25 protein-coding genes are annotated in these 24,128 nt (G+C 71.2%); 14 read left to right on the top strand and 11 right to left on the bottom strand.

Features of this window, described 5'->3' with window-relative positions:
- Nucleotides 1-55: 55 nt before the first annotated feature.
- From QMK61_RS14280 to cyoE, 5 genes are read left to right on the top strand one after another with little or no spacing between them, the layout of a single operon-like run.
- Nucleotides 56-793, top strand: a complete 738-nt coding sequence (locus QMK61_RS14280; protein ID WP_302072898.1) for an SURF1 family protein — start codon at nucleotides 56-58, stop codon at nucleotides 791-793.
- Nucleotides 790-1,365 (top strand): hypothetical protein, encoded by a 576-nt coding sequence (locus QMK61_RS14285; protein ID WP_302072899.1) that lies wholly within the window; start codon nucleotides 790-792, stop codon nucleotides 1,363-1,365. Before QMK61_RS14280 ends, QMK61_RS14285 begins: the two co-directional genes overlap by 4 nt.
- Nucleotides 1,365-2,543 (top strand): COX15/CtaA family protein, encoded by a 1,179-nt coding sequence (locus tag QMK61_RS14290; RefSeq protein ID WP_302072900.1) that lies wholly within the window; start codon nucleotides 1,365-1,367, stop codon nucleotides 2,541-2,543. The genes QMK61_RS14285 and QMK61_RS14290 overlap by 1 nt, the downstream gene beginning before the upstream one ends.
- The gene (locus QMK61_RS14295) at nucleotides 2,540-3,013 is read left to right on the top strand and encodes a hypothetical protein (protein ID WP_302072901.1); all 474 of its coding nucleotides are present in this window, start codon (nucleotides 2,540-2,542) and stop codon (nucleotides 3,011-3,013) included. Before QMK61_RS14290 ends, QMK61_RS14295 begins: the two co-directional genes overlap by 4 nt.
- 15 nt (nucleotides 3,014-3,028) lie before the next feature.
- Nucleotides 3,029-3,937 carry a heme o synthase gene (gene cyoE / locus QMK61_RS14300; protein WP_302072902.1) on the top strand — a complete coding sequence of 303 codons (909 nt, stop codon included), beginning with the start codon at nucleotides 3,029-3,031 and terminating at the stop codon, nucleotides 3,935-3,937.
- Between the two features lie 10 nt (nucleotides 3,938-3,947).
- Here cyoE and QMK61_RS14305 read toward each other — a convergent pair whose 3' ends face one another.
- On the bottom strand, nucleotides 3,948-5,549 hold the full coding sequence (locus QMK61_RS14305; protein ID WP_302072903.1) for a tetratricopeptide repeat-containing sulfotransferase family protein: 1,602 nt from the start codon (nucleotides 5,547-5,549) through the stop codon (nucleotides 3,948-3,950).
- Nucleotides 5,550-5,924: 375 nt separating this feature from the next.
- Between QMK61_RS14305 and QMK61_RS14310 the strand changes: the two genes are divergently transcribed.
- The 3 genes from QMK61_RS14310 to QMK61_RS14320 all read left to right on the top strand — a co-directional run bounded on the left by QMK61_RS14310 (nucleotide 5,925) and on the right by QMK61_RS14320 (nucleotide 9,617).
- On the top strand, nucleotides 5,925-6,134 hold the full coding sequence (locus tag QMK61_RS14310) for a hypothetical protein (protein ID WP_302072904.1): 210 nt from the start codon (nucleotides 5,925-5,927) through the stop codon (nucleotides 6,132-6,134).
- 155 nt (nucleotides 6,135-6,289) lie between these two features.
- Complete coding sequence (gene mgtA / locus QMK61_RS14315; protein ID WP_302072905.1) at nucleotides 6,290-8,938, top strand: magnesium-translocating P-type ATPase; 2,649 nt, start codon at nucleotides 6,290-6,292, stop codon at nucleotides 8,936-8,938.
- A 16-nt stretch (nucleotides 8,939-8,954) separates the two neighbouring features.
- Complete coding sequence (locus QMK61_RS14320) at nucleotides 8,955-9,617, top strand: hypothetical protein (RefSeq protein ID WP_302072906.1); 663 nt, start codon at nucleotides 8,955-8,957, stop codon at nucleotides 9,615-9,617.
- Nucleotides 9,618-9,635: 18 nt separating this feature from the next.
- Here QMK61_RS14320 and QMK61_RS14325 read toward each other — a convergent pair whose 3' ends face one another.
- Together QMK61_RS14325 and dnaG are read right to left on the bottom strand one after the other, a co-directional pair.
- Nucleotides 9,636-10,253, bottom strand: a complete 618-nt coding sequence (locus tag QMK61_RS14325; protein WP_302072907.1) for a DedA family protein — start codon at nucleotides 10,251-10,253, stop codon at nucleotides 9,636-9,638.
- A gap of 48 nt (nucleotides 10,254-10,301) precedes the next feature.
- A complete protein-coding gene (gene dnaG / locus QMK61_RS14330; protein WP_302072908.1) occupies nucleotides 10,302-12,086 on the bottom strand; it encodes a DNA primase in 1,785 nt (594 codons plus the stop codon).
- Between the two features lie 135 nt (nucleotides 12,087-12,221).
- On the opposite strand from dnaG, the gene QMK61_RS14335 reads away from it, so the two are divergent.
- On the top strand, nucleotides 12,222-12,857 hold the full coding sequence (locus QMK61_RS14335) for a GNAT family N-acetyltransferase (protein ID WP_302072909.1): 636 nt from the start codon (nucleotides 12,222-12,224) through the stop codon (nucleotides 12,855-12,857).
- Between the two features lie 352 nt (nucleotides 12,858-13,209).
- On the opposite strand, the gene QMK61_RS14340 is transcribed toward QMK61_RS14335, so the two are convergent.
- From QMK61_RS14340 to rpsU, 3 genes are all read right to left on the bottom strand, one after another.
- Nucleotides 13,210-13,380: a DUF1328 domain-containing protein gene (locus QMK61_RS14340; RefSeq protein ID WP_302072910.1), complete on the bottom strand. Its 171-nt coding sequence runs from the start codon at nucleotides 13,378-13,380 to the stop codon at nucleotides 13,210-13,212.
- A gap of 119 nt (nucleotides 13,381-13,499) precedes the next feature.
- Entirely contained in the window at nucleotides 13,500-13,946 is a 447-nt protein-coding gene (locus QMK61_RS14345) for a GatB/YqeY domain-containing protein (RefSeq protein WP_302072911.1), read from the bottom strand.
- Between the two features lie 159 nt (nucleotides 13,947-14,105).
- Entirely contained in the window at nucleotides 14,106-14,321 is a 216-nt protein-coding gene (rpsU, locus tag QMK61_RS14350; protein ID WP_008208668.1) for a 30S ribosomal protein S21, read from the bottom strand.
- Nucleotides 14,322-14,391: 70 nt separating this feature from the next.
- On the opposite strand from rpsU, the gene tsaD reads away from it, so the two are divergent.
- The 4 genes from tsaD to folK all read left to right on the top strand — a co-directional run bounded on the left by tsaD (nucleotide 14,392) and on the right by folK (nucleotide 17,857).
- Nucleotides 14,392-15,444, top strand: coding sequence for a tRNA (adenosine(37)-N6)-threonylcarbamoyltransferase complex transferase subunit TsaD (tsaD, locus tag QMK61_RS14355; protein WP_302072912.1), 1,053 nt, complete (start codon nucleotides 14,392-14,394; stop codon nucleotides 15,442-15,444).
- A 163-nt stretch (nucleotides 15,445-15,607) separates the two neighbouring features.
- The gene (gene folB, locus QMK61_RS14360) at nucleotides 15,608-15,967 is read left to right on the top strand and encodes a dihydroneopterin aldolase (protein WP_302072913.1); all 360 of its coding nucleotides are present in this window, start codon (nucleotides 15,608-15,610) and stop codon (nucleotides 15,965-15,967) included.
- A gap of 121 nt (nucleotides 15,968-16,088) precedes the next feature.
- Nucleotides 16,089-17,357 carry a mechanosensitive ion channel domain-containing protein gene (locus QMK61_RS14365; RefSeq protein ID WP_302072914.1) on the top strand — a complete coding sequence of 423 codons (1,269 nt, stop codon included), beginning with the start codon at nucleotides 16,089-16,091 and terminating at the stop codon, nucleotides 17,355-17,357.
- Entirely contained in the window at nucleotides 17,357-17,857 is a 501-nt protein-coding gene (gene folK, locus QMK61_RS14370; protein WP_302072915.1) for a 2-amino-4-hydroxy-6-hydroxymethyldihydropteridine diphosphokinase, read from the top strand. Before QMK61_RS14365 ends, folK begins: the two co-directional genes overlap by 1 nt.
- A 21-nt stretch (nucleotides 17,858-17,878) precedes the next feature.
- Here folK and QMK61_RS14375 read toward each other — a convergent pair whose 3' ends face one another.
- The 5 genes from QMK61_RS14375 to QMK61_RS14395 form a co-directional block, all read right to left on the bottom strand.
- Complete coding sequence (locus QMK61_RS14375; RefSeq protein ID WP_302072916.1) at nucleotides 17,879-19,510, bottom strand: NAD(P)/FAD-dependent oxidoreductase; 1,632 nt, start codon at nucleotides 19,508-19,510, stop codon at nucleotides 17,879-17,881.
- 98 nt (nucleotides 19,511-19,608) lie between these two features.
- A complete protein-coding gene (locus QMK61_RS14380; RefSeq protein ID WP_302072917.1) occupies nucleotides 19,609-20,472 on the bottom strand; it encodes a DUF72 domain-containing protein in 864 nt (287 codons plus the stop codon).
- A gap of 146 nt (nucleotides 20,473-20,618) precedes the next feature.
- Nucleotides 20,619-21,122, bottom strand: a complete 504-nt coding sequence (locus tag QMK61_RS14385) for a DUF1993 domain-containing protein (RefSeq protein WP_302072918.1) — start codon at nucleotides 21,120-21,122, stop codon at nucleotides 20,619-20,621.
- On the bottom strand, nucleotides 21,119-22,459 hold the full coding sequence (locus tag QMK61_RS14390) for a TCR/Tet family MFS transporter (RefSeq protein ID WP_302072919.1): 1,341 nt from the start codon (nucleotides 22,457-22,459) through the stop codon (nucleotides 21,119-21,121). The genes QMK61_RS14385 and QMK61_RS14390 overlap by 4 nt, the downstream gene beginning before the upstream one ends.
- 101 nt (nucleotides 22,460-22,560) lie before the next feature.
- Complete coding sequence (locus QMK61_RS14395) at nucleotides 22,561-22,920, bottom strand: EF-hand domain-containing protein (protein WP_302072920.1); 360 nt, start codon at nucleotides 22,918-22,920, stop codon at nucleotides 22,561-22,563.
- 152 nt (nucleotides 22,921-23,072) lie between these two features.
- On the opposite strand from QMK61_RS14395, the gene cysK reads away from it, so the two are divergent.
- Nucleotides 23,073-24,026, top strand: coding sequence for a cysteine synthase A (cysK, locus tag QMK61_RS14400; protein ID WP_302072921.1), 954 nt, complete (start codon nucleotides 23,073-23,075; stop codon nucleotides 24,024-24,026).
- Nucleotides 24,027-24,128 lie beyond the last annotated feature (102 nt).

Here is a 24,128-nt window from a genome sequence, read left to right on the forward strand (position 1 = left end):
ATCGCCCGAACGCCTTCGACCGCCGCAGTATAGCCCGCACCGGCGGGGCGGCCGCGTGAGCCGGTTGCGGCGCCCGGCGTGGTGGTCGGTGCTGCTGACCGTGGCCGCGGCCTTGCTGTTCGTGCGCCTGGGCGTGTGGCAGCTGCACCGGGCGCAGTACAAGGACGACCTGCTGCGACGGTATGCCGCGGCCGCCAGCGCGCCGGTGCAGGGCTTCGACCAGGTCGCCGACGCGCCGCCTGTCGACGCCTACCCGCGGGTGCGGGCGACGGGCCGCTACCTGGGCGACCGCGTCTACCTGCTGGACAACCCGCGCCACGACGACCGCGGCGGCGAGGAGGTCTACGTGCCGTTCCAGCCGCGCGGCCACGACCGCCTGCTGCTGGTCGACCTGGGCTTCCTGCCGGGCAACGGCGACGACCGGCACCCGCAGCGCCCGCCGCTGCCCGCCGGCGAGGTGACGCTGCAGGGCCTGTACCAGCCGCCGCCCGGGCATGGCTTCGAAATGGGCGGCGACGCGCTGGCGCGGCAGGCGCGGTGGCCCAAGACCACCATCTACCTCGACATGGGGCAGGTGGCGCGCGACCTGGGCCGTCCGCTGTACCCGCGCGTGCTCGCCCTCGGCCCCGACCCGGCCTCGATCTACGTGCGCGAGCACACGCTCGACTTCGGCTCGATGCCGCCGGCGCGGCACCGGGCCTACGCCTTCCAGTGGTTCACCTTCGCGCTGGCCGCGGTGGTGCTGTTCCTGGTCCTGCACCGCCGCAAACGTCCGAAGAGACCTTCGCCATGAACCGACCCGACGACGCCCTCGCGCTGCGCCGCAGCCGCCGCAAGCTGCTGCTGGTGGCCTCGATCTTCGCCGCCCCCTTCGTGCTGGCCATGGCACTGAGCCTGGCCGGCTGGCACCCGGGCGCCAAGGGCCACGGCCTGCCCGTGCTGCCGCAGCGCAACTTCCAGCACGAGCAGCTCGCGGTGACGCTGGACGACGGCACGCGCTGGGCCTGGCGCGACCGCACGCCGCGGCTCACCCTGCTGGCGCTGCCCGGGCCGGACTGCGCGCGCCGCTGCTTCGCCGCGCTCACCGGCATGGCCAAGGCGCGGGTAATGCTGAACAACCGCCAGGACCGCCTGCGCCTGCTCTACGTGGGCGCACCGCCGGCGGACGCCGGTGCGCTTGCCGCGATGCGCAACTACTGGACGCTGGGCCGCGACCCGCAACACGCGCTGGACGCCTGGCGCCCGGCCGCGCCGGACAGCATGGCCGCGCTGCTGGTGGAATCGGACGGCACGGTGCTGGCGCGCTATCCTGCCGGCTTCGACGTTTCCGGCCTGCTCCAGGACATGCGCAAGGTGATCCGCTGATGCCCGACCGTTCCACCCGCATCCTGCGCGGCCTGTCGCTGTTCGCCGCGGTGTTCGCGTTCGGGCTGGTGATGTTCGGCGCCTTCGTGCGCCTGTCCAACGCCGGCCTGTCCTGCCCCGACTGGCCCACCTGCTACGGCCAGGCCACCTGGCCGCAGCACGCGCAGGCGGTGGCGCAGGCCGACGCGGCCTTCCCCGGCCGCCCCTACGAGGCGCACAAGGCCTGGCGCGAGCAGGTGCATCGCATGCTGGCCGGCACGCTGGGCGTGGCGGTGCTGGCGCTGGCGCTGCTTGCCGCGTGGCGGCGGCGCTGGGCGCGGCTGGCGCTGGTCGCCGCCGCGGTGTTCGCCGCGGCGGGCGTGAGCATGTACATGCGCGGCGAGCACGTGTTTTCCTCGGCGCTGGCGGCGCTGGCGATCGCGCTGCCGCTGGCCACCGCGGCGCTGCTGGACCGGCCGGGCGCGTGGCGGATCAGCGTGCTGGCGCTGGGCGTGATCATCTTCCAGGCCATGCTCGGCATGTGGACGGTGACCCTGCTGCTCAAGCCCATCGTGGTGATGGGCCACCTGCTGGGCGGCATGACCACCTTCGGCCTGCTGGCGTGGGCGGCGCTGCGCTTCGCCGGCGTGGGCGCGGAGGACAACCGCTTCGCCGGGCTGCGCGCGGCGGTCGTGCTCGGGCTGGTGCTGCTGGCCGGCCAGATCGCGCTGGGCGGCTGGACCTCGGCCAACTACGCGGCGCTGGCCTGCGGCTACGGCCCGGGCTCGTTCCCCGAATGCCTGGGCCAGTGGGCGCCGCCTGCCGACTACCACCAGGGCTTCGTGCTGTGGCGCGGCATCGGGGTGAATTTCGAGGGCGGCATCCTCGACCAGCCGGCGCGCACCGCGATCCAGCTGGTGCACCGCCTCGGCGCCCTGGTGGTGTTCTGCTACCTGCTGGCGCTGGCCTGGCGGCTGGCGCGGCGCGGCCTGCGCCTGGGCGGCGCGGCGCTGGCGCTGGCGCTGCTGTTGCAGGTGTCGCTGGGCGTCAGCAACGTGTACCTCGGCCTGCCGCTGGCGGTGGCGACGCTGCACAACGGCGGCGCCGCGCTGCTGCTGTTCGTGCTGCTGGCGAACCTGGCGCGCACCCAGCCGCGACGCGACGGCGCGATGTTCCGCGGCCTGGATGCGCGCCGATGAACCGTCTCCTTGGACCGGTCACGTGCTCGTCGTTGTTCCATCAACCTGACATTGCAGGGGCGTCTATGGCAAGGCTTGCGAAGCGGTTGTCCGGCGGTGTTCTCCTTGCCGCATGCGTCGCGGCGAGCGTCGCAGCGGCACAGGAGCATCCCCAGAAAGGGGTGAGTGTCGGTGCGATCGAGCGGCACAGCCAGCTGCGCAGCAGCAACGAGGATGTAGTGTCGATCCAGCAACGGCTTGCGCAACGCAATCAGACCAGCCCGATGATGCCGGAGGAGCGATTGACCAGGCTGTTCAGGGGGCTGGACCGTGATGGCGACCTGCGCCTCAGCCGTTCCGAGGTGGCGGGCCTGCCCGGGCTGCGTGCTCGTTTCGACCAGTATGACCTGAACCACGACCACCGGCTGGACTACACGGAGTTCGGTCATTACGCCGATACCGCCCAGGATGATCTGCAGCACACACCATGACAGCGAAGTTTTCCCGTGACTCTGCCTCTTGATCAGTACCTCCAGCTGACCAAGCCGCGCGTGGTGGCGCTGCTGGTGTTCTGCGCCGTGATCGGCATGTTCCTCGCCGTGCCTGGCATCCCGCCGTGGCGTGCGCTGGTGTTCGGCACGCTGGGCATCTGGATGGCCTCCGGCTCGGCCGCCGCGTTCAACCACTTGATCGACGAGCGCATCGACAAGCTGATGGTGCGTACCTCGCGGCGCCCGCTGGCCACTGGGCACCTGAAGCCGCGCCAGGTGCTGGTGTTTGCGGTCGTGCTGGGCATCGTCTCGATGCTGGTGCTGGCGCTGCTGGTGAACGTGCTGACCGCATGCCTCACCTTCGCCGGCCTGATCGGCTACGCACTGGTCTACACCGCCTACCTCAAGCGCGCCACGCCGCAGAACATCGTGATCGGCGGCCTGGCCGGCGCGATCCCGCCGGTGCTGGGCTGGACCGCGGCCACCGGCGGGCTGCACCCGTTCGCGCTGCAGCTGTGCCTGATCATCTTCGTGTGGACGCCGCCGCACTTCTGGGCGCTGGCGATCTTCCGCCGCGACGACTACGCGCGCGCCGGCGTGCCGATGCTGCCGGTGACGCATGGCGTGGCCTACACGCGCTGGCAGGTGCTGTTCTACACCGTGCTGCTGGTGCTGGTGACCCTGCTGCCGGCGATCACCCGCAACAGCGGCCTGGTCTACCTGGGCGGCGCGCTGGTGCTGGGCGCGGGCTTCCTCTACTACGCCATCCGCCTGCTGGATCCGCCAGACGAGTACTTCGCCATGCGCGTGTTCAAGTACTCGGTGATCTACCTGATGGCGCTGTTCGCCTTCTTGTTGGCGGACCATTGGCTGGCGGTGCCGCTGGCGCAGCAGGGACTGACGTTGAAGCCGCTGGCTTCGTGACGCCGGCGGTTCAATCGCCGCAATCGATACCCGCCCGCTCCAGAAGGACCTGCAACGGCAGCAGCGGCTGCGCGTAATGTTTCCAACGCATCACCGAATCGCGGTGGATGGGAGCGCGAACCTGCAGGGCGCTGGCCGTGGTCGCGGCCGAGCGGTTGCGCTCGAAGTGCAGGCAGGCGTCGTCCCAGGGAAGCCCGCAATGCGCCAGCAGGCGACGCGCAGCGCCTTCCGGATCGTATACCAGGTCCTCGTAATCGAGTTCGAGGATGCGACCCGGGAACAGTCGCCTCCAGTGCGCCATCAACCGGTCGAACTGCAGGTAATAGCGGCCAGTGTCGAGCAGGTCGAATGCGTAGCCGTGGAACGGCGAGGTTTCGGAGAAAGGTTCGCGGAAATTCGCCAAGCAGGTGTCGAGTGGATGTCGGCGCAGGCAGATCATGCTGGCATGGGGCAGCGCCCGGGCGATGAATCCCGCGTACAGGAAGTTATGCGGCAACTTGTCGACGAAGCGCGGCTTCAGGTGGGTCAGGGGGCGTGTGCTGGCCAGATAGCGGTCGCCCAACTGGGCCGGGTCCACCTGGCATCCCCGCCGCACGACCTCCGGGCTGAGCAACGTGGTCGAGCGTGCGCCCGACAGGCGTTCGAGCGCGACGCCGAAGTGCTGCAGCTCGCCGGCCGACGAAACCTCGGGGTGGCTGGAAAGGATGCGCTCCACCAGCGTGGTGCCGGTGCGGGGCATGCCGAATACGAAGATCGGCTCGCGGCTCAGGCAGGCATTGCCCGTTGCGGGAGGCGGTTCCGGAAAGGTGTCGAACAGCGCCTGGAAGATCGCCTCGTCGGCCTGGAGGGCATAGCCCGCAAGGGCACGTGCGGCGGCATTGCCTGCGGTGTAACTGCGGAAGGCTGCGGCATAATCGCCGAGATCCTCGTATTCCTTGCCTAGCGCCATGTGCAGTTGCCGTTGCGCCTGCGGCACGGGTTGGGTGCGTTCGGCCAGCGCAAGCAGGGCATCGAGGTGGTTGCGTTCAGCGGTCTGGCGGCGCAGCCGCGAGCGGATGCCGTACGCCTGCCAGTGTTCGGAATCCAGTTGCAGACAGGCTTCGAGTGCATCCTCGGCGGCGTCGGCATGGCCGGCGAAAACCAGTGAGACCGCCTTGTTGAAATGGTGCGCCGCGTTGTCCGGCGCCAGCTCGCAGGCGCGGCGGAAGGCGGGTGCCGCGCGTTCGGGCGCATGGCATTGCATATAGACCGTGCCGAGTATGCCGAGCACCGCCGGATCATCCGGATCGAGCGTCGACGCCACGTTGGCCACTTCCAGTGCATCCCCGGGTCGGTGCGCGCGCGCAAGCGCACGGGCGAATTGCACCGCGTAGGCCGGCTCTCGCGGCGCCTGGCTGGCTGCGCGGTGCAGATGTTCGAGTGCATGCGGCAACTGTTGTCGCTCCAGCGCGCAAATGCCGGACAGGTAGTGCGCTTCGGGATGGCCCGGGGCCAACTGGAGCAGGCGGGCGGCGAGTTCGGCGGCCAACCTCGTGTCGCCGCACTCCAGCGCATGGCGGGTGCTGGTCGCCAGCTGCTGGAATCCTTCCGATGGAGTGGCATGCGCCGTCATGGGTGATCCTGTTGGTGCGGTTGATGCCGCTCCGGCTCGAAGCGGGCGCAGTCAGCTGCGCGGGACCGGCCGATAGTAAGGCATGGGCCAAATCGCAAACGGTGGCATGAGTGCGCTTGACACTTGCGCGTTGCGGCACGAGAATGCGCGCGCCGACCGGCGCGCTGCGCGGCCGGCACACCAGTCCTTACTGAACAAGGCATATGGACGTTTACCCTAGTCGCAACGTCGACATCCGCGAGCATCGGGTGCCGGCGTCGCATAACAAGCTGATCGTCTGCGGCGACCGCCAGCGGTCGGCCGGCGCTTTCCTCGACTAGGGAAGTCCGGCCCGACTCCGACGGTGCCCTGACACCGTTACGAGGAGATTGGGCCATGAAGCTCCTTCGCGAAATCTTCCGTCTGCCTGCCGCGGGCCGGCTTCCCCTGTCCGGCCGCCGCGAACCCGTGCGCCGCATGGTGACCGTGCCCGCCCCGCTGGCGACTTCCCGCAACGTGGTCGAGCTTCGCCGCGGCGAAGCGGAACGTCCGTTGCCGGCGAACGCCGACGAGCCGCCGCGCTACCTGCTGGCGGCCAACCAGTGACGCATACCCCGCCGCGCAAGGGATGGCCTCCGCCATCCGCGCCGCACCTCCGGCCGCCCGGGCGGCCGCGCACCCCCTCGCCACCGCACGGGTGGCCGGCGCGCTGACGCGCCGCGCCCGCACCGGTGAGTACACGAACGAAGACGGAAGCGGGCATGATCAAGACCATCCACAACGTCGCCGGCATGGCGGCCGGCAAGGGCGCGCAGGCCGCGCCGCAGGTGGCCGCGGCCCGCGAGGCCTGGCGCCGCAACGAGGAACTGCTGGAGGCGCTGGACACCTCGCCGGGCGGCCTCGACGAGGAGCGGATCGCCGGGCGGCTGGACCGCGACGGCGTCAACGAGGTTTCGCACGAGAAGCCGCCGCACTGGTCGCTGCAGCTGCTGCACGCGTTCAAGAACCCCTTCATCATCGTGCTGCTGGTACTGGCGGGTGTGCAGCTGGCCACCGACCCGGACGACCTCGCCGGGCCGACGATCATCGCCGTGATGGTCTTCATCAGCGCGGTGCTGAGCTTCACCCAGGAGTTCCGCTCCTCGCGCGCGGCGGAAAAGCTGAAGGCGATGGTGCGCAACACCGCCACTGCCACGCGCCGCGCCTCGGACGGCCACAGCGAGCGCATCGAGGTGCCGGTGGCCGAGCTGGTGGCCGGCGACATCGTGCACCTGGGCGCGGGCGACATGGTGCCCGCCGACTTGCGCCTGCTGCACGCCAAGGACCTGTTCATCAGCCAGGCCATCCTCACCGGCGAGTCGCTGCCGGTGGAGAAGGCGGCGCCCGGCGCGCGCGACACGGCGGCCGGCGCACAGGCCAACCCGCTGGACCTCTCCAGCGTCTGCTACATGGGCACCAACGTGGTCAGCGGCAGCGCGACCGCGGTGGTGGTGGCGACCGGCGCGCGCACCTACCTCGGCTCGCTGGCGCGCAGCCTGGCGGGCGAGCGCGTGCAGACCAGCTTCGACCGCGGCGTGAAGAGCGTGAGCTGGCTGCTGATCCGCTTCATGCTGGTGATGGTGCCGGTGGTGCTGGGCATCCAGTGGTACAAGCAGGGCTTCTGGGAGGCACTGCTGTTCGCGCTGTCGGTGGCGGTGGGCCTCACGCCGGAGATGCTGCCGCTGATCGTCACCGCCAATCTGGGCAAGGGCGCCATCGCCATGTCCCGGCGCAAGGTGGTGGTGAAGCGGCTCAACGCGATCCAGAACTTCGGCGCGATGGACGTGCTGTGCACCGACAAGACCGGCACGCTGACGCTGGACAGGATCGTGCTGGAGCGCCACCTCGACCTCGACGGCGAGGAGTCCGACGAGGCGCTGGAGTACGGCTACCTCAACAGCCATTTCCAGACCGGCCTGAAGAACCTGATGGACAAGGCCGTGCTGGCGCACCGCGACCTGGAGCCGCTGGCCGCGCGCTACCGCGTGGTGGACGAGATTCCGTTCGACTTCCAGCGCCGCCGCATGTCGGTGGTGCTGGGCGACGGCGAGGGCGAGCACCTGCTGGTGTGCAAGGGCGCGGTGGAGGAGATGCTGTCGATCTGCGCCTTCGCGCGCCAGGACGGCGTCGAGATGCCGATGACCGAGGGTCGCCGCGCCGCGATCCGCGCCATCACGCGACGGCTCAACGAGGACGGCCTGCGCGTGTTGGTGGTGGCGATCAAGCGCCAGCCGCCGGTCGACCATGCCTACGGCATCGCCGACGAGGCCGGCCTGGTGGCGGTGGGCTGCCTGGCCTTCCTCGATCCGCCGAAGGACTCGGCCGGCGTCGCCATCGCGGCGCTGCACCACCACGGCGTGGCGGTGAAGGTGGTCACCGGCGACAACGAGGCGGTGACGCGCAAGATCTGCCGCGAGGTGGGCCTGGACGTGGAGCACTCCGCGCAGGGCCGCGACATCGAGCCGCTGGACGATGCGGCGCTGGACGCGCTGGTGGCGCGCACCACCGTGTTCGCCAAGATGTCGCCGCTGCAGAAGGCGCGCGTGGTGAAGTCGCTGCAGCGCCAGGGGCACACCGTGGGCTTCCTCGGCGACGGCATCAACGACGCGCCGGCGCTGCGCGAGGCCGACGTCGGCATCTCGGTGGACACCGCCACCGACATCGCCAAGGAGTCGGCCGACATCATCCTGCTGGAGAAGAACCTGATGGTGCTGGAGGAGGGCGTGCTCGAGGGGCGCGTCACCTTCGGCAACATCGTGAAGTACATCAAGATGACCGCCAGCTCCAACTTCGGCAACGTGCTGAGCATGCTGATCGCCAGCCTGTTCCTGCCGTTCGTGCCGCTGCTGCCGCTGCAGATCCTGGTGCTGAACCTGCTGTACGACATCTCGCAGCTGTCGATCCCGTTCGACCGCATGGACGAGGACTACCTGCGCAAGCCGCGCAAGTGGGACGCCAGCGACATCGGCCGCTTCATGCTGTGGATCGGGCCGTCCAGCTCGGTGTTCGACATCACCACCTTCGCGCTGCTGTGGTTCGTGTTCGGCGCCAACGCGCCGGAGCACCAGGCGCTGTTCCAGTCGGGCTGGTTCATCGAGAGCCTGCTCACGCAGACCCTGGTGGTGCACATGATCCGCACGCGCAAGATCCCGTTCCTGCAGAGCGCGGCGGCCGCGCCGGTGCTGGGGCTGACCACGGCGATCATCGTGATCGGCGGGCTGATCCCGTTCACCGCGATCGGCACCAAGCTCGGCATGGTGGAGATGCCGGCCGCGTTCTTCGGCTGGCTGGCGCTGACCGTGCTGGCCTACTGCGCGCTGACCCAGGCGGTGAAGGTGCTCTACATGCGCCGCTACGGGCGCTGGCTGTAGCCATGGAGGGCGTGTCATGCGCAAGCTGCCGGCCGCCGCCCTGCTGGCGGCGCTGGGGTTGGTCACGTGCGTCGCGCACGCCGGCGCCAGCCTGCTGGTGGATGACGCCGGCACCACTGCCGACGGCCACTGCCAGCTCGAGTCCTGGCTGCGCGCGCGGCCGGGCGCGCTGGAGGCCACGGCGATGCCCGCCTGCGCCTGGGCCGGCCTGGAGTACAGCGCAGGCGCCAGCGCGTACCCCGCCGGGCCGGGCGGACCGGCGCTGTATGCCGGCGTCAAGCACACCCTGGTCGAGATGGGCGAGCGCGCGCCGGGCCTGGCCGTGGCGCTGGGTGGCGACTGGCGTCGCCGCGACGGCGGCTTCGACGCCGCCACCGCGAACCTGTCCACCAGCCTGCCGCTGGGGCCGCGGCTGACGCTGCAGGCCAACCTGGGCTGGCGCGCGCCGCACGCTGCGCGCGGACGCCCGACCGGCGGGGTAGGCATGGAGTACCGGCCCGATGCGCGGTGGTCCTGGCTGGCCGAGGCCTATGCCGAGGGCGGCGGTTACCGCGCCGTGCAGGGCGGCCTGCGCCTGCACCTGCCGGATGCCGTCAGCGTGGATGTCCTGGCCGGCCGCGACCGCGACGGCCGCTGGCTGACGCTGGGCTTCAACTGGTCGCCGGGCGACGACGGCTGAGCGGGGCGCGTCGCCGCCTCAGCAGCCGTCCGCGCGTCGGCGCCGGTGGCGCCACCACAGCAACAGCAGCACCAGCAGCACGAGGCCCACCAGCAGCCACAGGCTGTTCTGGCTGCGCTGCATCCACGTCATCAGCCACGTGTGGTTGTTCGCGCCGAGATAGCCCAGGTAGACCCAGAACGGCACGCTGATCAGCGCGGCCAGGGTGTCGATCAGGATGAAGCGCAGCGTGGAGACGCGGTGGGTGGCGCCGGCGGTGACGTAGATGGTGGTGCGCATGCCGGGCAGGAAGCGGGCGAAGAACAGCACGCGGTTGCCGTAGCGGTCGAACTTCTCCTGCACCATCGCGTAGCGCGCCGGGGTCAGCACGCGCGCCACCAGCCGCCAGCGCATCATCCGCGCGCCGTAGTGGTGGCCGAGCAGGAAGATCGCGGTGTCGCCCAGCAGCACGCCGAACATGGCCAGCGCGAACATCGCGTGCACGTTGGCGTAGCCCAGCCCGGCGATCACGCCGCCGGCCACCAGGGTCACGTCCTCCGGCAACGGCAGGCCGGCGCCGCAGATCATCAGTGCGATGAACACGGCGACGTAGCCGTTCTGGGCGAAGATCGTGATCAGTCGTTCAAGCAGGTCCATCGACGCTCCGGGTTGTCGGATGGGCGGCGCGGCGCATCGGGCGGCGCCTCATGTCGTCGCCGCCGGCGGCACGCGTGCGGCCAGCAGCCCGCGCAATTCGTCCTTCTCGGGGCCGCTCAGGGTGCCTTCGCGCATCTTCGCCTGCAAAGCATGACGGCGCAGCGACACGGCCTGCTGCTCCATGCGCAGCAGCGCCTCGTGGAATTCGGTGCGCTGCGCCTCCGGCTCGCCCACCACGGTGGCGGCCATCAGCTTCTGCAGGGCGGGGTATTCCGCACGTTCGGCGAAGTGCTCCACCAGCATCGCCGGATTGATGCCGGGGCGGGCGCGGGCGGTGTCCAGCAGCTCGGCGAGCAGGTCCACGCCGGGCTTGTCCAGGCGCAGGAAGGGGTAAGGCTTTTCCACCTCGTCGGCCATGCCCGGCTGCGCCAGCAGCAACGCAATGGCGCTGCGTACAAGGGAGCGCTGCACCGCCACCGGGCGCTGCGCGGGGCGCCGCGCGGCGGCCCCGGGCTGCAGCGCGGCGCGCGCGCCGGTGCGCTTTTCCAGTTCGTCCGCCATCAGGTCGCGGAAGGCGCCGTCGGGCAGCCGCGCGATCAGCGGGCGGGCGCGCTCGGCCAGCCGCGCGCGGCCGTCGAGGCTGTTCGTGTCCACCTCGTGCGCCAGTTCGGCGAAGAAGTATTCGGACAGCGGGGTGGCGTGCTTCAGCCGCTGCTCGAAGCCGTCCTTGCCTTCCTTGCGCACCAGCGTGTCCGGGTCCTCGCCCTCGGGCAGGAACAGGAAATAGGCCTGACGGCCGTCGCGCAGGCGCGGCAGGGCGGCGTCCAGCGCCTTCCACGCGGCGGCGCGGCCGGCGCGGTCGCCGTCGAAGCAGAACACCACGTCGGGCGCGGCGCGGAACAGCAGTTCGGTATGCTCGGGCGTGGTGGCGGTGCCCAGCGTGGCCACCGCGATCGGCAGGCCGGCCTGGTGCAGCGCGATCACGTCCATGTAGCCCTCCACCACCACGATGCGCTGCAGGTTCGCGTTGGCCTGCTTCACCTGCCACAGCGCGAACAGCTCGCGGCCCTTGTGGAACAGCGGGGTCTCGGGCGAGTTGAGGTACTTGGGGCCGTCACTTTTGCGCGCATCCTGCGCGCCGGGGTCAAGAGCCGGCGACCCCTCGCCGGACTTCTGGATAATCCTCCCGCCGAAGGCGATCACCCGGCCGCGGCGGTCGAGGATGGGAAACATCAGCCGCTCGCGGAAGCGGTCGTACCGGCTGCCGCGCTCGCCGGTGGAGACCATGCCGGCCTCGGCGAGCAGCTGCATGCGCCGCTCGCCCTGGCCCAGCGCCTTGATCACGCCGTCGTAGCCCGCCGGCGCCCAGCCGAGGCGGAAGCGCGCGACGGTGTCGGCGTCCAGCCCGCGCTTCGCGCAATAGGCCTTGGCCTCGGCGCTCTTCGGCAACTGCTCCTGGTACCAGCGCGCGGTGGCGTCGAGCAGGGCGTAGAGGTCGGTCTTGTCCTCGCGCGGGCGGTCGTCGCGGCCGCCTTCGCGCGGCACGGTCAGGCCCACCGACTGCGCCAGTTCCTCCACCGCGTCGGGGAATTCCAGCCGCTCGTACTCCATCAGGAACTTGATCGCGCTGCCGTGCGCGCCGCAGCCGAAGCAGTGGTAGAACTGCTTGGCCGGGCTGACGTAGAACGAGGGCGTGCGCTCGTCGTGGAACGGGCAGCAGGCGGTCCACTCGCGCCCGGCCTTCTTCAGCGGCACGCGCCGCTCGATCACGTCGACGATGTCGACGCGGGCGAGCAGTTCGTCGATGAAGCTGTCGGGGATCAGGCCGCGCATAAGCGCCCTAGTGTAGTCCGCCCGGGGGTGGAATCGGCCAGCACGGAGGGGCGCGCGGCCAATCGTCGCCCGGGCGCGGGGCGGCGGGCGCCGGGGCGGCTAGCATGCGTCCGGTCCTGGCTAGGGGAAGCGACGATGGCCGAGATGTCCGCAGTGCGCTTTCGCGCGGCCTCGCCGCAGGATGCGGCCGCCGCCGTGCCGCTGATCCACAGTTCCGGCCCGGCGGCCTTCGACTACGTGTTCGCGGTGCCCGGGCGCGGCGACGCGCAGGCCTTCCTGCGCCACGCCTTCGTCGACGGCGCGGGCGAATTCGGCTGGCGCAACCACGTGGTGGGCGAGCTGGAGGGCGTGGTGGTGGCGGTGGGCGCCGGCTACGGCGGCGAGACGGCGCTGGCGTTCACGCTGGCGGCGGCGCGGCAGATCCTGGTGCACTACGGCCTGCGCCATGCGCCGGGCGTGGTCGCGCGGGGGCTGCGGGTGGAGCGGGTGATCCCGCCGCCGTCGCGCGGCATGCACTACCTGGCGCACCTGGGCGTGTCGCCGGCGCTGCGCGGGCAGGGCATCGGGCGCGCACTGATCGAGGCGCTGATCCGGCGCGGCGAGCAGGCTGGCCGCCGGCGCATGGTGCTGGACGTGGCGGTGAGCAACCCGCGCGCGCAGGCGCTGTACGGGCGGCTGGGGTTCGCGGTGAGCGGCGAGCGGGCTTCTTCGCTGGCGAATGCGCAGGGTGTGGTGCCGGGGCACCGGCGGATGGAGCGCGTGGCGGGCTAGTGCTTTCTCCCTCTCCCCTGCGGGGAGAGGGCCGGGGTGAGGGGGGCAACCTCGCGAAAACCTTGCTTCGAAGCGCGCTGTGATTGGGGGGGGGGTGTCGCGAGCACCCGCCCCTCACCTCAATCCTCTCCCCGGAGGGGAGAGGAGGCGAAGGCAAACAGCGTGCTTATGGCGAGCACCCGCCCCTCACCTCAATCCTCTCCCCGGAGGGGAGAGGAGGCGAAGGCAAACAGCGTGCTCATGGCGAGCACCCGCCCCTCATCCCAACCTTCTCTCCGGAGGGGCGAACGGGCCGGGCGGGTTCGCGGTGGCGGGCGCTTCAGCGAGACCGAAGGTCGTGGGTCGCCGGGCGCTACAGGATGTGGAACACCCCGATCACCGCCAGGATCGCGATCAGGAACAGGATCAGGAAGATCGCGAAGAAGATCTTGGCGATGGTGGCGGCCACGCCGGAGATGCCGCGGAAACCGAGCAGGCCGGTGACCAGCGAGATGATGGCGAAGATGATGGCCCACTTGAGCATGCGTGGTTCCCGTCCTGCCGCCACGACGGCGACGCGGGGCAGTGTCCGGGAGCGCGCGTGAAGGCCGCGCCATCGGGCAGCGGGGCGGCCTTGACGCGGCGGCGACGCGCCGGCGGCGCTCAGCCGGCCAGGCGCGCCTTGATCCTGGCCGAGACCACGGCCATGTCGGCGCGGCCGGCGGCCTTGTCCTTCACTGCCGCCACCACCCTGCCCATGTCGCGCGGGCTGGCCGCGCCGGTCTCGGCGATGGCGGCCGCGATCAGCGCGTCCAGCTCGGCGTCGTCCAGCTTGGCGGGCAGGTAGGCCTCGATCACCGTCATCTCGGCGCGCTCGACGTCGGCCAGGTCCTGGCGGCCGGCGGCCTCGTACTGACTGACCGAGTCCTTGCGCTGCTTGAGCATCTTCTCCAGCACCGCCAGGACCTGCACGTCGTCCAGCTCGATCCGCTCATCCACCTCGCGCTGCTTGATCGCGGCCAGCACCAGCCGGACCACGCCGAGCCGGTGCTTGTCGCCGCCGCGCATGGCGGCCTTCATGTCGTCGGTGAGCTGCTGCTTGAGCGTCATGGCTTTACTCCGGAAACGCACAAGGCCGGCGTCGCCCAAGGGGCAACGCCGGCCAGTGCAAGAGGCTTGGCGGTCGCGGCGGCGGATGGACGCGCCAGCAGACCGGCCTGGACGGCTGCGCGGGGCAGCCGCGCGTCCGCGCGGGGCGGACGGCCAGGCTCAGTACAGGCGCGTCTTGCGCGTGACGTCGCGCGACAGGCGGCGCATGTGGCGCTTCACCGCGGCGGCGCGCTTGCGCTTGCGCTCCTGGGTCGGCTTCTCGTAGAACTCGCGCTTGCGGGTTTCGGCGAGCACGCCGGCCTTTTCGCAGGTGCGCTTGAAGCGACGCAGGGCAAGCTCGAACGGCTCGTTCTCGCGGACTTTTACGCTGGGCATGAAGACTCCGGGTGGTAGACTGGCCCGTACCTGACGAGCCTGTTGAATAGGGCGAGCCGCGAAGTATAGCGTGGATACCGTGACTTTTTCAAAGCCTGTGCTGGGCATCGAATCCTCCTGCGACGAGACCGGCGTGGCCCTGCTGCGCTGGGAGCCGGATGCGCCCGGCCGCGGCCTGCTGGCCCACACCCTGTACAGCCAGATCAAGCTGCACGCCGACTACGGCGGCGTGGTGCCGGAGCTGGCCAGCCGCGACCACGTGCGCAAGCTGCTGCCGCTGGTGCGCGAGGCGCTGGCCCAGGCCGGGCTGGCTCCGGCCGACCTGGGCGGGGTGGCCTACACCGCCGGCCCCGGGCTGGTCGGCGCGCTGCTGGTGGGCGCCGCCGCGGGCCGGGCGATGGCCTGGGCGCTGGGCGTGCCGGCGATCGGCGTGCACCACATGGAAGGCCACCTGCTGGCGCCGCTGCTGGAGGACGACCCGCCGGAGCCGCCGTTCGTGGCCCTGCTGGTCTCCGGCGGGCACTCGATGCTGGTCGAGGTGAAGGCGATCGGCGAGTACCGCATCCTCGGCGATACCCTGGACGACGCCGCCGGCGAGGCCTTCGACAAGACCGCCAAGCTGATGGGCCTGCCGTACCCCGGCGGCCCGGCGCTGGCGAAGCTGGCCGAGCAGGGCCGGCCCGGCGCGTTCCGCTTCGCCCGCCCGATGACCGACCGGCCCGGGCTGGATTTCAGCTTCTCGGGCCTGAAGACCCAGGTGCTGCTGGCCTGGCAGCAGTCCGACCAGTCGGAACAGACCCGCGCCGACGTCGCGCGTGCCTTCGAGGAAGCCATCGTCGACACGCTGGTGATCAAGTGCCGCCGCGCGCTGGAAGCGGCCGGCGCCGGGCGGCTGGTGATCGCCGGCGGCGTGGGCGCCAACCGGCGGCTGCGCGCCGAACTGGCCGCGGCGGGCGAGAAGGACGGCTTCCGCACCTACTTCCCGCGCCTGCAGTTCTGCACCGACAACGGCGCGATGATCGCGCTGGCCGGCGCGATCCGCCTCGCCGCAGGGCAGCGGCAGGACGAGACCGTGCAGGTGTACCCGCGCTGGAACCTGGAGACGCTGCCGCCCGCGGCCTGACCGCGGGTGGTGTCCCGGCATGAAATCCGTTCGTGCCGGATCCTCCGGGCGTTTCGACTTCGGCCCTGCGGGCCTACGCCGAACGCGAATGGATGTCGGGCCGAGGCGATGTTCAGTCGCGCCGAAACTTGATTGCCGCGCCGTCATCGCCGACCCTGTAGCGATGGACATCGTTTTCATCGAAGACCTGCGCATCGACGCGGTGATCGGCATCTACGACTGGGAGCGCCGCGTGCGCCAGACCCTGTCGTTCGACATCGAGATGGCGTTCGACAACACCGTGCCCGCCGCCGGCGACGACATCGCGCTGACGCTGAACTACAAGGACGTGTCCAAGCGGCTGATCGACTACGTGGGCGCGTCCAGCTTCGGCCTGGTGGAGACGCTGGCCGAGCGCTGCGCCGCGATCATCCGCGAGGAGTTCGGCGTGGCCTGGGTGCGCCTGAAGCTGTCCAAGCCCGGCGCGGTGCGCGGGGCGAAGGCGGTGGGCGTGCGCATCGAGCGCGGCACGCGGCCGCAATAGCGCGTCGTTCGCGCCAGGCCGCGGCGCCGCGGCCGTTCCCTTTCGCGAGGCCTGGCGCCTCCCCGCGGCCCTTGCCGCCCGACCCGTGTGCATGCGGGTCCCGACCCAAGGAGCGAACCGCATGGCTTCCCTGCAACACCTGCTGGATCTCCCCGGCATGCGCACCGCGCTGGGCCTGCTGGTCCTGCTGCTGCTGGCCTGGCTGGCCGGCACGCTGGTGCGCCGCATCCTGCTGCGCGTGGTGCGCGGCATCACCGAGCGCACCGCCTGGCGCTGGGACGATGCGCTGTTCAGGCGCAACACCTTCCTGTGGCTGGCGCGGATGGTGCCGGCGCTGGCCATCCAGTACGGCATCCGGCTGGTGCCGGGCGTCCCGGAGCGCGTGGAGCAGACCCTCGGCAACGTGATGGAGGCGCTGCTGGCGCTCTTCGTGGCGATGGCGATCGGCGCCGCGCTGTCGGCGCTGGAGGACCTGTACCGCGAGACGCCGCGCGGCCAGCAGCGCTCGATCAAGGGCATGGTGCAGCTGATCAAGATCGGGCTGTTCATCGTGGCCGGGCTGGTCATCATCACCGCCCTGACCGGGCAGAAGATCGGCCTGCTGCTGTCGGGGCTGGGCGCGCTGTCGGCGGTGCTGATGCTGATCTTCAAGGACACCATCCTCGGCTTCGTGGCCGGCGTGCAGCTCTCCTCCAACGACATGCTGCGCGTGGGCGACTGGATCGAGATGCCCCAGCTCAACGCCGACGGCGACGTGATCGACATCGCCCTGCACACGGTGAAGGTGCGCAACTGGGACAAGACCATCACCACCATCCCCAGCTGGCGGCTGATCTCCGATTCGTACCGGAACTGGCGCGGCATGCAGGAGACCGGCGGCCGGCGCATCAAGCGCGCGATCCACATCGACGCCGCCAGCGTGCGCTTCCTCGACGCCGACGCGCTGGGCCGGCTGGCGAAGCTGCGCCTGCTGGCCGACTACCTGCCCGCCAGGCAGCAGGAAGTGGCCGCGTGGAACCACGCGCTGGGCGAGGCCGGCGAGGTGGCCGCCAACCGCCGCCGGCTCACCAACCTGGGCACCTTCCGCGCCTACGTGCAGGCCTACCTGGACACCCACCCGCGCATCCACCACGGCCTGAGCTGCATGGTGCGCCAGCTCGCCAGCGGACCGCAGGGCATCCCGCTGGAGCTGTACTGCTTCACCGCCACCGTGGCCTGGGCCGAGTACGAGGGCATCCAGTCCGACCTGTTCGACCACCTGTTCGCGCTGCTGCCGGAGTTCGGCCTGCGGCTGTACCAGCAGCCGTCCGGCCACGACGTGCAGGCCGGGCTGGCGCGGTCGGGCGCGGGGCAGGCAGAATCGTCGCCTTTCCCCGCACCGGCGCAGTGATGGCCCGCGTCTACCTCAGCCTGGGCTCCAACCTGGAGCCGCACCGCCACCTGCGCGCCGCGCTGGACGAACTGCGCGCCCGCTTCGGCGCGATCGACGTCTCGCCCGCCTACCGCAGCAGGGCGGTGGGCTTCGACGGCCCCGACTTCGTCAATCTCGCCGTCGGGCTGGACACCGGGCTCGAACCCGAGGCACTGAACGACTGGCTGCACGCGCTGGAAGACCGCCACGGCCGCCGCCGCGACCAGCCGCGCTACGCCAGCCGCACGCTGGACCTGGACATCGTGCTGTACGGCGAGCGCGTGATCGATGGCCCCGGCCACCTGCAGATCCCGCGCAAGGAGCTGCGGCACGCCTTCGTGCTGAAGCCGCTGGCCGACATCGCGCCGGACCTGCACCACCCGCTCGACGGCACGACGATGGCCGAACGCTGGGCCGCGTTCCCGCACGAGAGCGAACCGCTGCACGTGGTGTCGCTGGACGCGCCGGACGCCGCCTGAGCCCGGCTGCCCTGCCGCTGCTCAGCCCGCCGGTGCGATCGCCAGCGCCACCGCCTCGGCCACGCGGATGCCGTCCACCGCCGCCGACAGGATGCCGCCGGCGTAGCCGGCGCCCTCGCCGGCCGGATACAGCCCGCGCGTGTTGAGGCTCTGCAGGTCGTCGTCGTTGCGCCTGATCCGCACCGGCGAAGAGGTGCGTGTTTCCACCGCGGTGAGCATGGCGTCGGGCATCGCATAGCCGCGCAGCTGCCGCTCGAAGGCGGGGATCGCCTCGCGGATCGCCGCCACCGCGTAGTCGGGCAGGGCGGCGGACAGGTCGGTGAGGCGCACGCCCGGCCGGTACGAGGGCAGCACCTCGCCGAAGGCGCGCGAGGGCCGGCCGGCGAGGAAGTCGCCCACGCGCTGGCCGGGCGCGCTGTAGTCGCCTCCGCCGAGCTCGTAGGCGAACGATTCCCAGTGCCGCTGCAGCGCGATGCCGGCCAGCGGACCGTCGCCGTAGGGCGCGAAGTCGCGCGGGTCGATGCCGCAGACGATCGCCGCGTTGGCGTTGCGCTCGTTGCGCGAGTACTGGCTCATGCCGTTGGTGACCACGCGCCCGGGTTCGCTGGTGGCCGCCACCACGGTGCCGCCGGGGCACATGCAGAAGCTGTACACCGAGCGCCCGCCCTTGCCGTGGTGCACCAGCTTGTAGTCGGCCGCGCCGAGGACCGGGTGGCCGGCCTGCGGGCCGAAGCGGGCCCGGTCGACCAGCGACTGCGGGTGCTCGATGCGGAAGCCGATCGAGAACGGCTTGGCCTCCACGTAGACGCCGCGCGCGTGCAGCATCTCGAAGCTGTCGCGCGCGCTGTGGCCCAGCGCCAGCACCACGTGGTCGCTGCGCAGCTCGCCGCCGTCGGCCAGCACCACGCCGCGCAGGCGGCGTTCGCCGTCCGTGCCGGTCTCGATCAGCAGGTCGTCCACGCGCTGGCCGAAGCGGACCTCGCCGCCCAGCGACTCGATGGTGGCGCGCATGTTCTCCACCATCGACACCAGCCGGAACGTGCCGATGTGCGGCTTGCTGACGTAGAGGATCTCCTCCGGCGCGCCGGCCTTGACGAACTCGGTCAGCACCTTGCGGCCGTGATGGCGCGGGTCGGAGATCTGGCTGTGCAGCTTGCCGTCGGAGAACGTGCCGGCGCCGCCCTCGCCGAACTGCACGTTGGAGTCGGGGTGCAGCTTGCGCTGGCGCCACAGGTCCCAGGTGTCCTTGGTGCGCTCGCGCACCGCCTTGCCGCGTTCCAGCACGATCGGCCGGAAGCCCATCTCGGCCAGGATCAGCGCCGCGAACAGGCCGCAGGGGCCGAAGCCGACCACCAGCGGGCGGTGGTCCAGCCGCGCCGGCGCCTTCGCCACGGGGTGGTAGCTCGTGTCCGGCGTGGGCTGCACGTGGCGGTCGTCGGCGAAGCGGGCCCGCAGCGCGGCCTCGTCGGCCACGTCCACGTCCAGCGTGTAGATCAGCGCGATCGCGCCGCGTCGGCGCGCGTCGTAGCCGCGGCGGAACACCGTGTAGCCGCGCAGCGCCTCGGGCGGGATGCCCAGCTTCGCGCGGATCGCGGCGGGCAGGGCGTCGTCCGCGTGGTCGAGCGGGAGCTTGATGTCGGTCAGTCGCAGCATGCGCGGGTCGGCGGGAACGGAGGAGCGATTTTCGCATGCGGGCACGCAGCCGGCGCGCCCGGCCCCGACCGCTTGCGGAAGCGGACCGCCTTTGCGGGCTACGGATCCAGCCGCCGCGCCAGCCTTCCGGCGTCGAACGGCGCCTTCACCTTGGTGTCGTTGTCGAAGTAGCAGTACACGTCGCGCGACGTGCGCGCGGGCGGCCGGCCCGGGCTGACGGTGCGTGCGCCTTGCGGCTGGCCGCCGCGCCGCCAGGCGCGGATGCGCCGGGCCCAGTCGTCCAGCGCGGCGTCGCCGTAGCCGCTGGCGTACAGCTCGCGGTCGCCGTGCAGGCGCAGGTACATGAAGCCGGCGGTGACGTCCTCCAGCAGCGGCCAGCGGCCGGCGGTGTCGGCCACCACCAGGGCCACGCGGTGCCGGCGCAACTGCGCGATGAAGGGCTCGCAGGCGAAGCTTTCGTGGCGGATCTCCACCGCGTGGCGCAGGCGGTGGTTGCGGTCGATCGCCACGCTCGCATGGGCCAGCCGCGCCTCGTGCCCGCGCGCCAGCGCCTGCGCCTGGCGCGCGTCGCGCGGCAGGCGGGCGAGGAAATCCTCGAACAGGCCGGGGTCGTAGCGCAGGCTGGGCGGGAACTGCCACAGCACCGGGCCGAGCTTCGCGCGCAGTTCCAGCAGGCCGGAGGCGAAGAAGTTGGCCAGCGGCCCGTCGATGTCGCGCAGCCGCCGGACATGCGTGATAAAGCGCGGCGCCTTTACCGCGAACACGAAGCCGCGCGGCGTGTCCGCATGCCAGCGGCGGTAGCTTTCCGGCCGCTGCAATGCATAGAACGAGCTGTTGAGCTCGATGCTGCGGAAACACCGCGACGCGTAGTGCAGTTCCAGCCGTTGCGGCAGGTCTTCCGGATAGAAGCGTCCGCGCCACGGCGCGTAGCGCCAGCCGGAAATGCCGATGCGCACGCTCATGCCGCGAACCCGCGGCGGCTGGGCGGAGCGGTGGCGGAAAGGCGCCTGCGCATGCCCCGAGGCTGCCGCCGCTTGCGTCGAGGCGGCGTGGCCGGCGTGTCGGCGCGCGGCGACGGCGTGTCTCGTCGCCGCGCTGCCGGTGGGCGTCAGGCGCCGATGAAGTCGCTCTTGCCGATCTCCACGCCCATGCCGCGGAACAGGTTGTAGGCGGTGGTGCAGTGGAAGAACAGGTTGGGAAGGGTGAAGCCGAACAGGTAGTCCTGCCCGCTCAGCGTCACTTCGCCGTTGCGCGTCTTCATCTGCACCGTGCGCGTTTCGCTGCCGTCGATCTGTTCGGGCTGGAAGGATTTGACGTATTCGATCGCGGCATCGATGCGCGCGTATACCTGCGGCAGCGTGGTCTCGTTGTCCTCGAAGCTCTTCGGTTCCACGCCGGCGAGGCGGGCGGCGCCGCGCGCAGCCATGTCGCAGGCGATCTGCACCTGCTTCACCAGCGGCAGCATGTCGGGGATCAGGCGCGTCTGCAGCAGCACCTCGTCGGCGACGTTCTTCGACTTCACGTGGGCCTCGCCCTTCTGGAACACGTGGCGCAGGTTGGTCAGCGCGCGCACGAAGACGGGAACGGAGGCCTGGTACATGGAAAGGCTCATCGGGAATGCTCCGGTGGTTCAGCGGGAAGGGGATCGGCCAGCGGCACCGCCAGCGGCGAGGTCTCGCCGGGCAGCGCAATGTCGTCGCCGGCGGGCGTGGAATGCGCCGGCGCGGCGCGGGTGGCGCGCGTCGCCACCAGGGTGGCCGCGGCCAGCAGCAGCGCCGCGAGCACGAACGCGGCGCCGGGCAGGTGGCGCACCGGCGCGTGGTCGCTGATGAACAGCGCGAACAGGTTGGCGAACAGCGCCGGGCCGAAGATGCCGGCCAGGCTGGCCAGGCTGGTCAGCGCGCCCTGCAGGCGGCCCTGCTCGCGCGGGTCGACCTGGTGCGTCACCAGCGCCTGCGCCGGCGGCCCGGCCAGGCCGCCCAGGCACAGGAACGGGATGCCCAGCACGAACAGCCAGACGTGTGGCGCCAGGCCGAACAGCGCGTAGCCGCCGATGCACAATCCCAGTCCCAGCAGGATCATCCGCCGCTCGCCCAGCGACGGCATCAGCCGCCGCACCAGCACTGCCTGCACCAGCCCGCTGCACAGGCCGACCAGGCCCAGCGTGTAGCCCACCACCTGCGGCCCCCAGCCGAAGCGGTAGTCGGTGTACAGCACGTAGGTGGAATTCAGCGAGAACTGCGCCAGGTTGATCAGGAAGAACACCGCGGCCAGCCCGAACACCTGCGGGTAGCGGCGCAGCAGCAGCAGCGAGCCCAGCGGGTTGGCATGGCGCCAGTCGAAGCGGAGGCTGCGGCGTTCCTTGGGCAGCGACTCCGGCAGCACGAAGAAGCCGTAGCAGAAATTCAGCAGCGACAGTCCCGCCGCCACCCAGAACGGCAGCCGGATCGCCAGGTGGCCGAGGAAGCCGCCCAGCGCCGGCCCCACGATGAAGCCGATGCCGAACGCCGCACCCAGCGTGCCGTAGGCGGCCGCGCGCTTCTCCTTCGGCACGACGTCGGCGATGTAGGCGTTGGCGGTGGAGAAGCTGGCCGCGCAGATGCCCGACACCGCGCGACCCAGGAACAGCAGCCACAGCACCGGCGCCAGCGCCATCACGATGAAGTCCACGCCCAGGCCGAAGCTGGAGATGAGGATGACCGTGCGCCGGCCGTAGCGGTCGGACAGCGCGCCCTGGATCGGCGAGCAGACGAACTGCATCAGCATGAACAGCGCGCCGAACGCGCCCACCCACACGGCGGCCTGCGCGATGCTGCCGCCGATCAGCTCGACGATCAGGTGCGGCAGCACCGGGATGATGATGCCGAACGCCAGCATGTCCACCATCACCGTGACGAAGATGAAGGCGAGCGCGGCGTGGCGCCGGGTGTGCGGTCGGGAGCTATCCATGACGGGCAGGGCCTGGGGACAGGCGCGCACGATAGCGCATCGCGGCGCGGGTGTGGCCCGGAGTCCGTTCGAAGTTTCTTGTGGCTGCCGTCGCCTGGCGCTCAGCCCGGGGGCGCGGCGAGTTCGCGCGCGTCGAGCCGGCCATCGTGGTTGCGGTCGAGGCGATGGAACTGGCGGCGCAGGTCCTGCTGCCATTCGCGCAGGGTCACCGGGCGGCCGCGGCCGCCGGGCAGTTCGGCCGCTTCCAGCACGCCGTCGCCGTTGGCGTCCATGCGGCGGAAGCCGCGGCTCATGTAGGCCACGTATTCGGCCTCGCTGACCCGGCCGTCGCCGTTGGCGTCCATCTGGCGCAGGTAGTCGGCCGGGGTGCCCGGGTAGCCCTGTGCGGCCAGCGCGCAGGCAGCGAGCGCGAGGCAGGCGGCGAGGCCGGGGCGGAGCGGCAGGCGGAGGACGGTCGGCATCCGTGCAGTGTGGGGCAGGCCGCGCCGGCGTGCCGAGAACAGGGGCACGCCACGCGCCCGCGGCGTGGAAACGATAGCGGGAAAGATTGTTTGGCATCCGCCTCGCCGAAGGTCTAGCGTAGGTGGTTCCGGACACCCGACAGGAGGCTGCCATGATCCACGAAAGCATTCTCGACACCATCGGCGGCACGCCCATCGTCCGCCTGCACCGGGTGGCGCCGCCGCACGTGGCGCTGTACGCCAAGGTGGAGGCGTTCAACCCCGGCGGCTCGGTGAAGGACCGCCTCGCCCTCGCGGTGATCCTCGACGCCGAGCGCAAGGGCCAGCTCAAGCCCGGCGACACCGTGGTCGAGGCCACCTCGGGCAACACCGGCGTGGCACTGGCGATGGTCTGCGCCGCGCGCGGCTACCGGTTCGTGGCGGTGATGGCCGAGACCTTCTCGGTCGAGCGGCGCAAGCTGATGCGCGCCTACGGCGCGAAGGTGATCCTCACCGCGGCGGCCGAGCGCGGCACCGGCATGGTGCGCGTCGCCGAGGAGCTGGCGAAGAAGCATGGCTGGTTCCTGCCGCGCCAGTTCGACAATCCCGCCAACCCGGCGTACCACCGCAGCACCACCGCGGCGGAGATCCTGCGCGACTTCGCCGGCCGCCGGCTGGACGCCTTCGTCTCCGGCTGGGGCACCGGCGGCACGCTCACCGGCGTGGGCGAGGTGCTCAAGCTGGCCCGGCCGGAGGTGAAGATCGTCGTCGCCGAGCCGGCGGTGGCGTCGATGCTGGCCGGCAAGGAATGGCAGCCGCACAAGATTCAGGGCTGGACGCCGGACTTCGTGCCCGGCGTGCTCAACCGCGCGGTGGTCGACGTGGACCTGCCGGTGGACGACACCGTGGCGCGCGACACCGCGCGCCGGCTGGCGGCCGAGGAAGGCCTCTTCGTCGGCGTGTCCGCCGGCGCCACGGTGGCGGCGGCGCTGGACTACGCGAAGACCGCGGCCGAGGGCAGCGCGATCCTGGCGATGCTGCCGGACACCGGCGAGCGCTACCTGTCCACCTTCCTGTTCGAGGGCGTGGCCGAGGGTTCCGATGACGAATGGCTGGCGGGGCTCTGAGAGCCATGCCTTTCAACGTCTTTTCTTCGCCTCAGCCATGACCCGCGCGGTGGAGACGTGTGACCGGGCGAGGGTACCGTCGACATAGCCCGCGTTAGCTCG

The sequence above is a fragment of the Fulvimonas sp. R45 genome, from assembly GCF_030504985.1.
Classification (GTDB): domain Bacteria; phylum Pseudomonadota; class Gammaproteobacteria; order Xanthomonadales; family Rhodanobacteraceae; genus Rhodanobacter_A.

Coding starts and splice junctions, on each gene's coding strand:
- QMK61_RS14285 (WP_302072899.1), top strand. CDS start 790: ATGAACCGACCCGACGACGCCCTCGCGCTGCGCCGCAGCCGCCGCAAG.
- QMK61_RS14290 (WP_302072900.1), top strand. CDS start 1,365: ATGCCCGACCGTTCCACCCGCATCCTGCGCGGCCTGTCGCTGTTCGCC.
- QMK61_RS14295 (WP_302072901.1), top strand. CDS start 2,540: ATGAACCGTCTCCTTGGACCGGTCACGTGCTCGTCGTTGTTCCATCAA.
- QMK61_RS14305 (WP_302072903.1), bottom strand. CDS start 5,549: ATGACGGCGCATGCCACTCCATCGGAAGGATTCCAGCAGCTGGCGACC.
- QMK61_RS14310 (WP_302072904.1), top strand. CDS start 5,925: ATGAAGCTCCTTCGCGAAATCTTCCGTCTGCCTGCCGCGGGCCGGCTT.
- mgtA (WP_302072905.1), top strand. CDS start 6,290: ATGATCAAGACCATCCACAACGTCGCCGGCATGGCGGCCGGCAAGGGC.
- QMK61_RS14320 (WP_302072906.1), top strand. CDS start 8,955: ATGCGCAAGCTGCCGGCCGCCGCCCTGCTGGCGGCGCTGGGGTTGGTC.
- QMK61_RS14325 (WP_302072907.1), bottom strand. CDS start 10,253: ATGGACCTGCTTGAACGACTGATCACGATCTTCGCCCAGAACGGCTAC.
- dnaG (WP_302072908.1), bottom strand. CDS start 12,086: ATGCGCGGCCTGATCCCCGACAGCTTCATCGACGAACTGCTCGCCCGC.
- QMK61_RS14335 (WP_302072909.1), top strand. CDS start 12,222: ATGGCCGAGATGTCCGCAGTGCGCTTTCGCGCGGCCTCGCCGCAGGAT.
- QMK61_RS14340 (WP_302072910.1), bottom strand. CDS start 13,380: ATGCTCAAGTGGGCCATCATCTTCGCCATCATCTCGCTGGTCACCGGC.
- QMK61_RS14345 (WP_302072911.1), bottom strand. CDS start 13,946: ATGACGCTCAAGCAGCAGCTCACCGACGACATGAAGGCCGCCATGCGC.
- rpsU (WP_008208668.1), bottom strand. CDS start 14,321: ATGCCCAGCGTAAAAGTCCGCGAGAACGAGCCGTTCGAGCTTGCCCTG.
- folB (WP_302072913.1), top strand. CDS start 15,608: ATGGACATCGTTTTCATCGAAGACCTGCGCATCGACGCGGTGATCGGC.
- QMK61_RS14365 (WP_302072914.1), top strand. CDS start 16,089: ATGGCTTCCCTGCAACACCTGCTGGATCTCCCCGGCATGCGCACCGCG.
- folK (WP_302072915.1), top strand. CDS start 17,357: ATGGCCCGCGTCTACCTCAGCCTGGGCTCCAACCTGGAGCCGCACCGC.
- QMK61_RS14375 (WP_302072916.1), bottom strand. CDS start 19,510: ATGCTGCGACTGACCGACATCAAGCTCCCGCTCGACCACGCGGACGAC.
- QMK61_RS14380 (WP_302072917.1), bottom strand. CDS start 20,472: ATGAGCGTGCGCATCGGCATTTCCGGCTGGCGCTACGCGCCGTGGCGC.
- QMK61_RS14385 (WP_302072918.1), bottom strand. CDS start 21,122: ATGAGCCTTTCCATGTACCAGGCCTCCGTTCCCGTCTTCGTGCGCGCG.
- QMK61_RS14390 (WP_302072919.1), bottom strand. CDS start 22,459: ATGGATAGCTCCCGACCGCACACCCGGCGCCACGCCGCGCTCGCCTTC.
- QMK61_RS14395 (WP_302072920.1), bottom strand. CDS start 22,920: ATGCCGACCGTCCTCCGCCTGCCGCTCCGCCCCGGCCTCGCCGCCTGC.
- cysK (WP_302072921.1), top strand. CDS start 23,073: ATGATCCACGAAAGCATTCTCGACACCATCGGCGGCACGCCCATCGTC.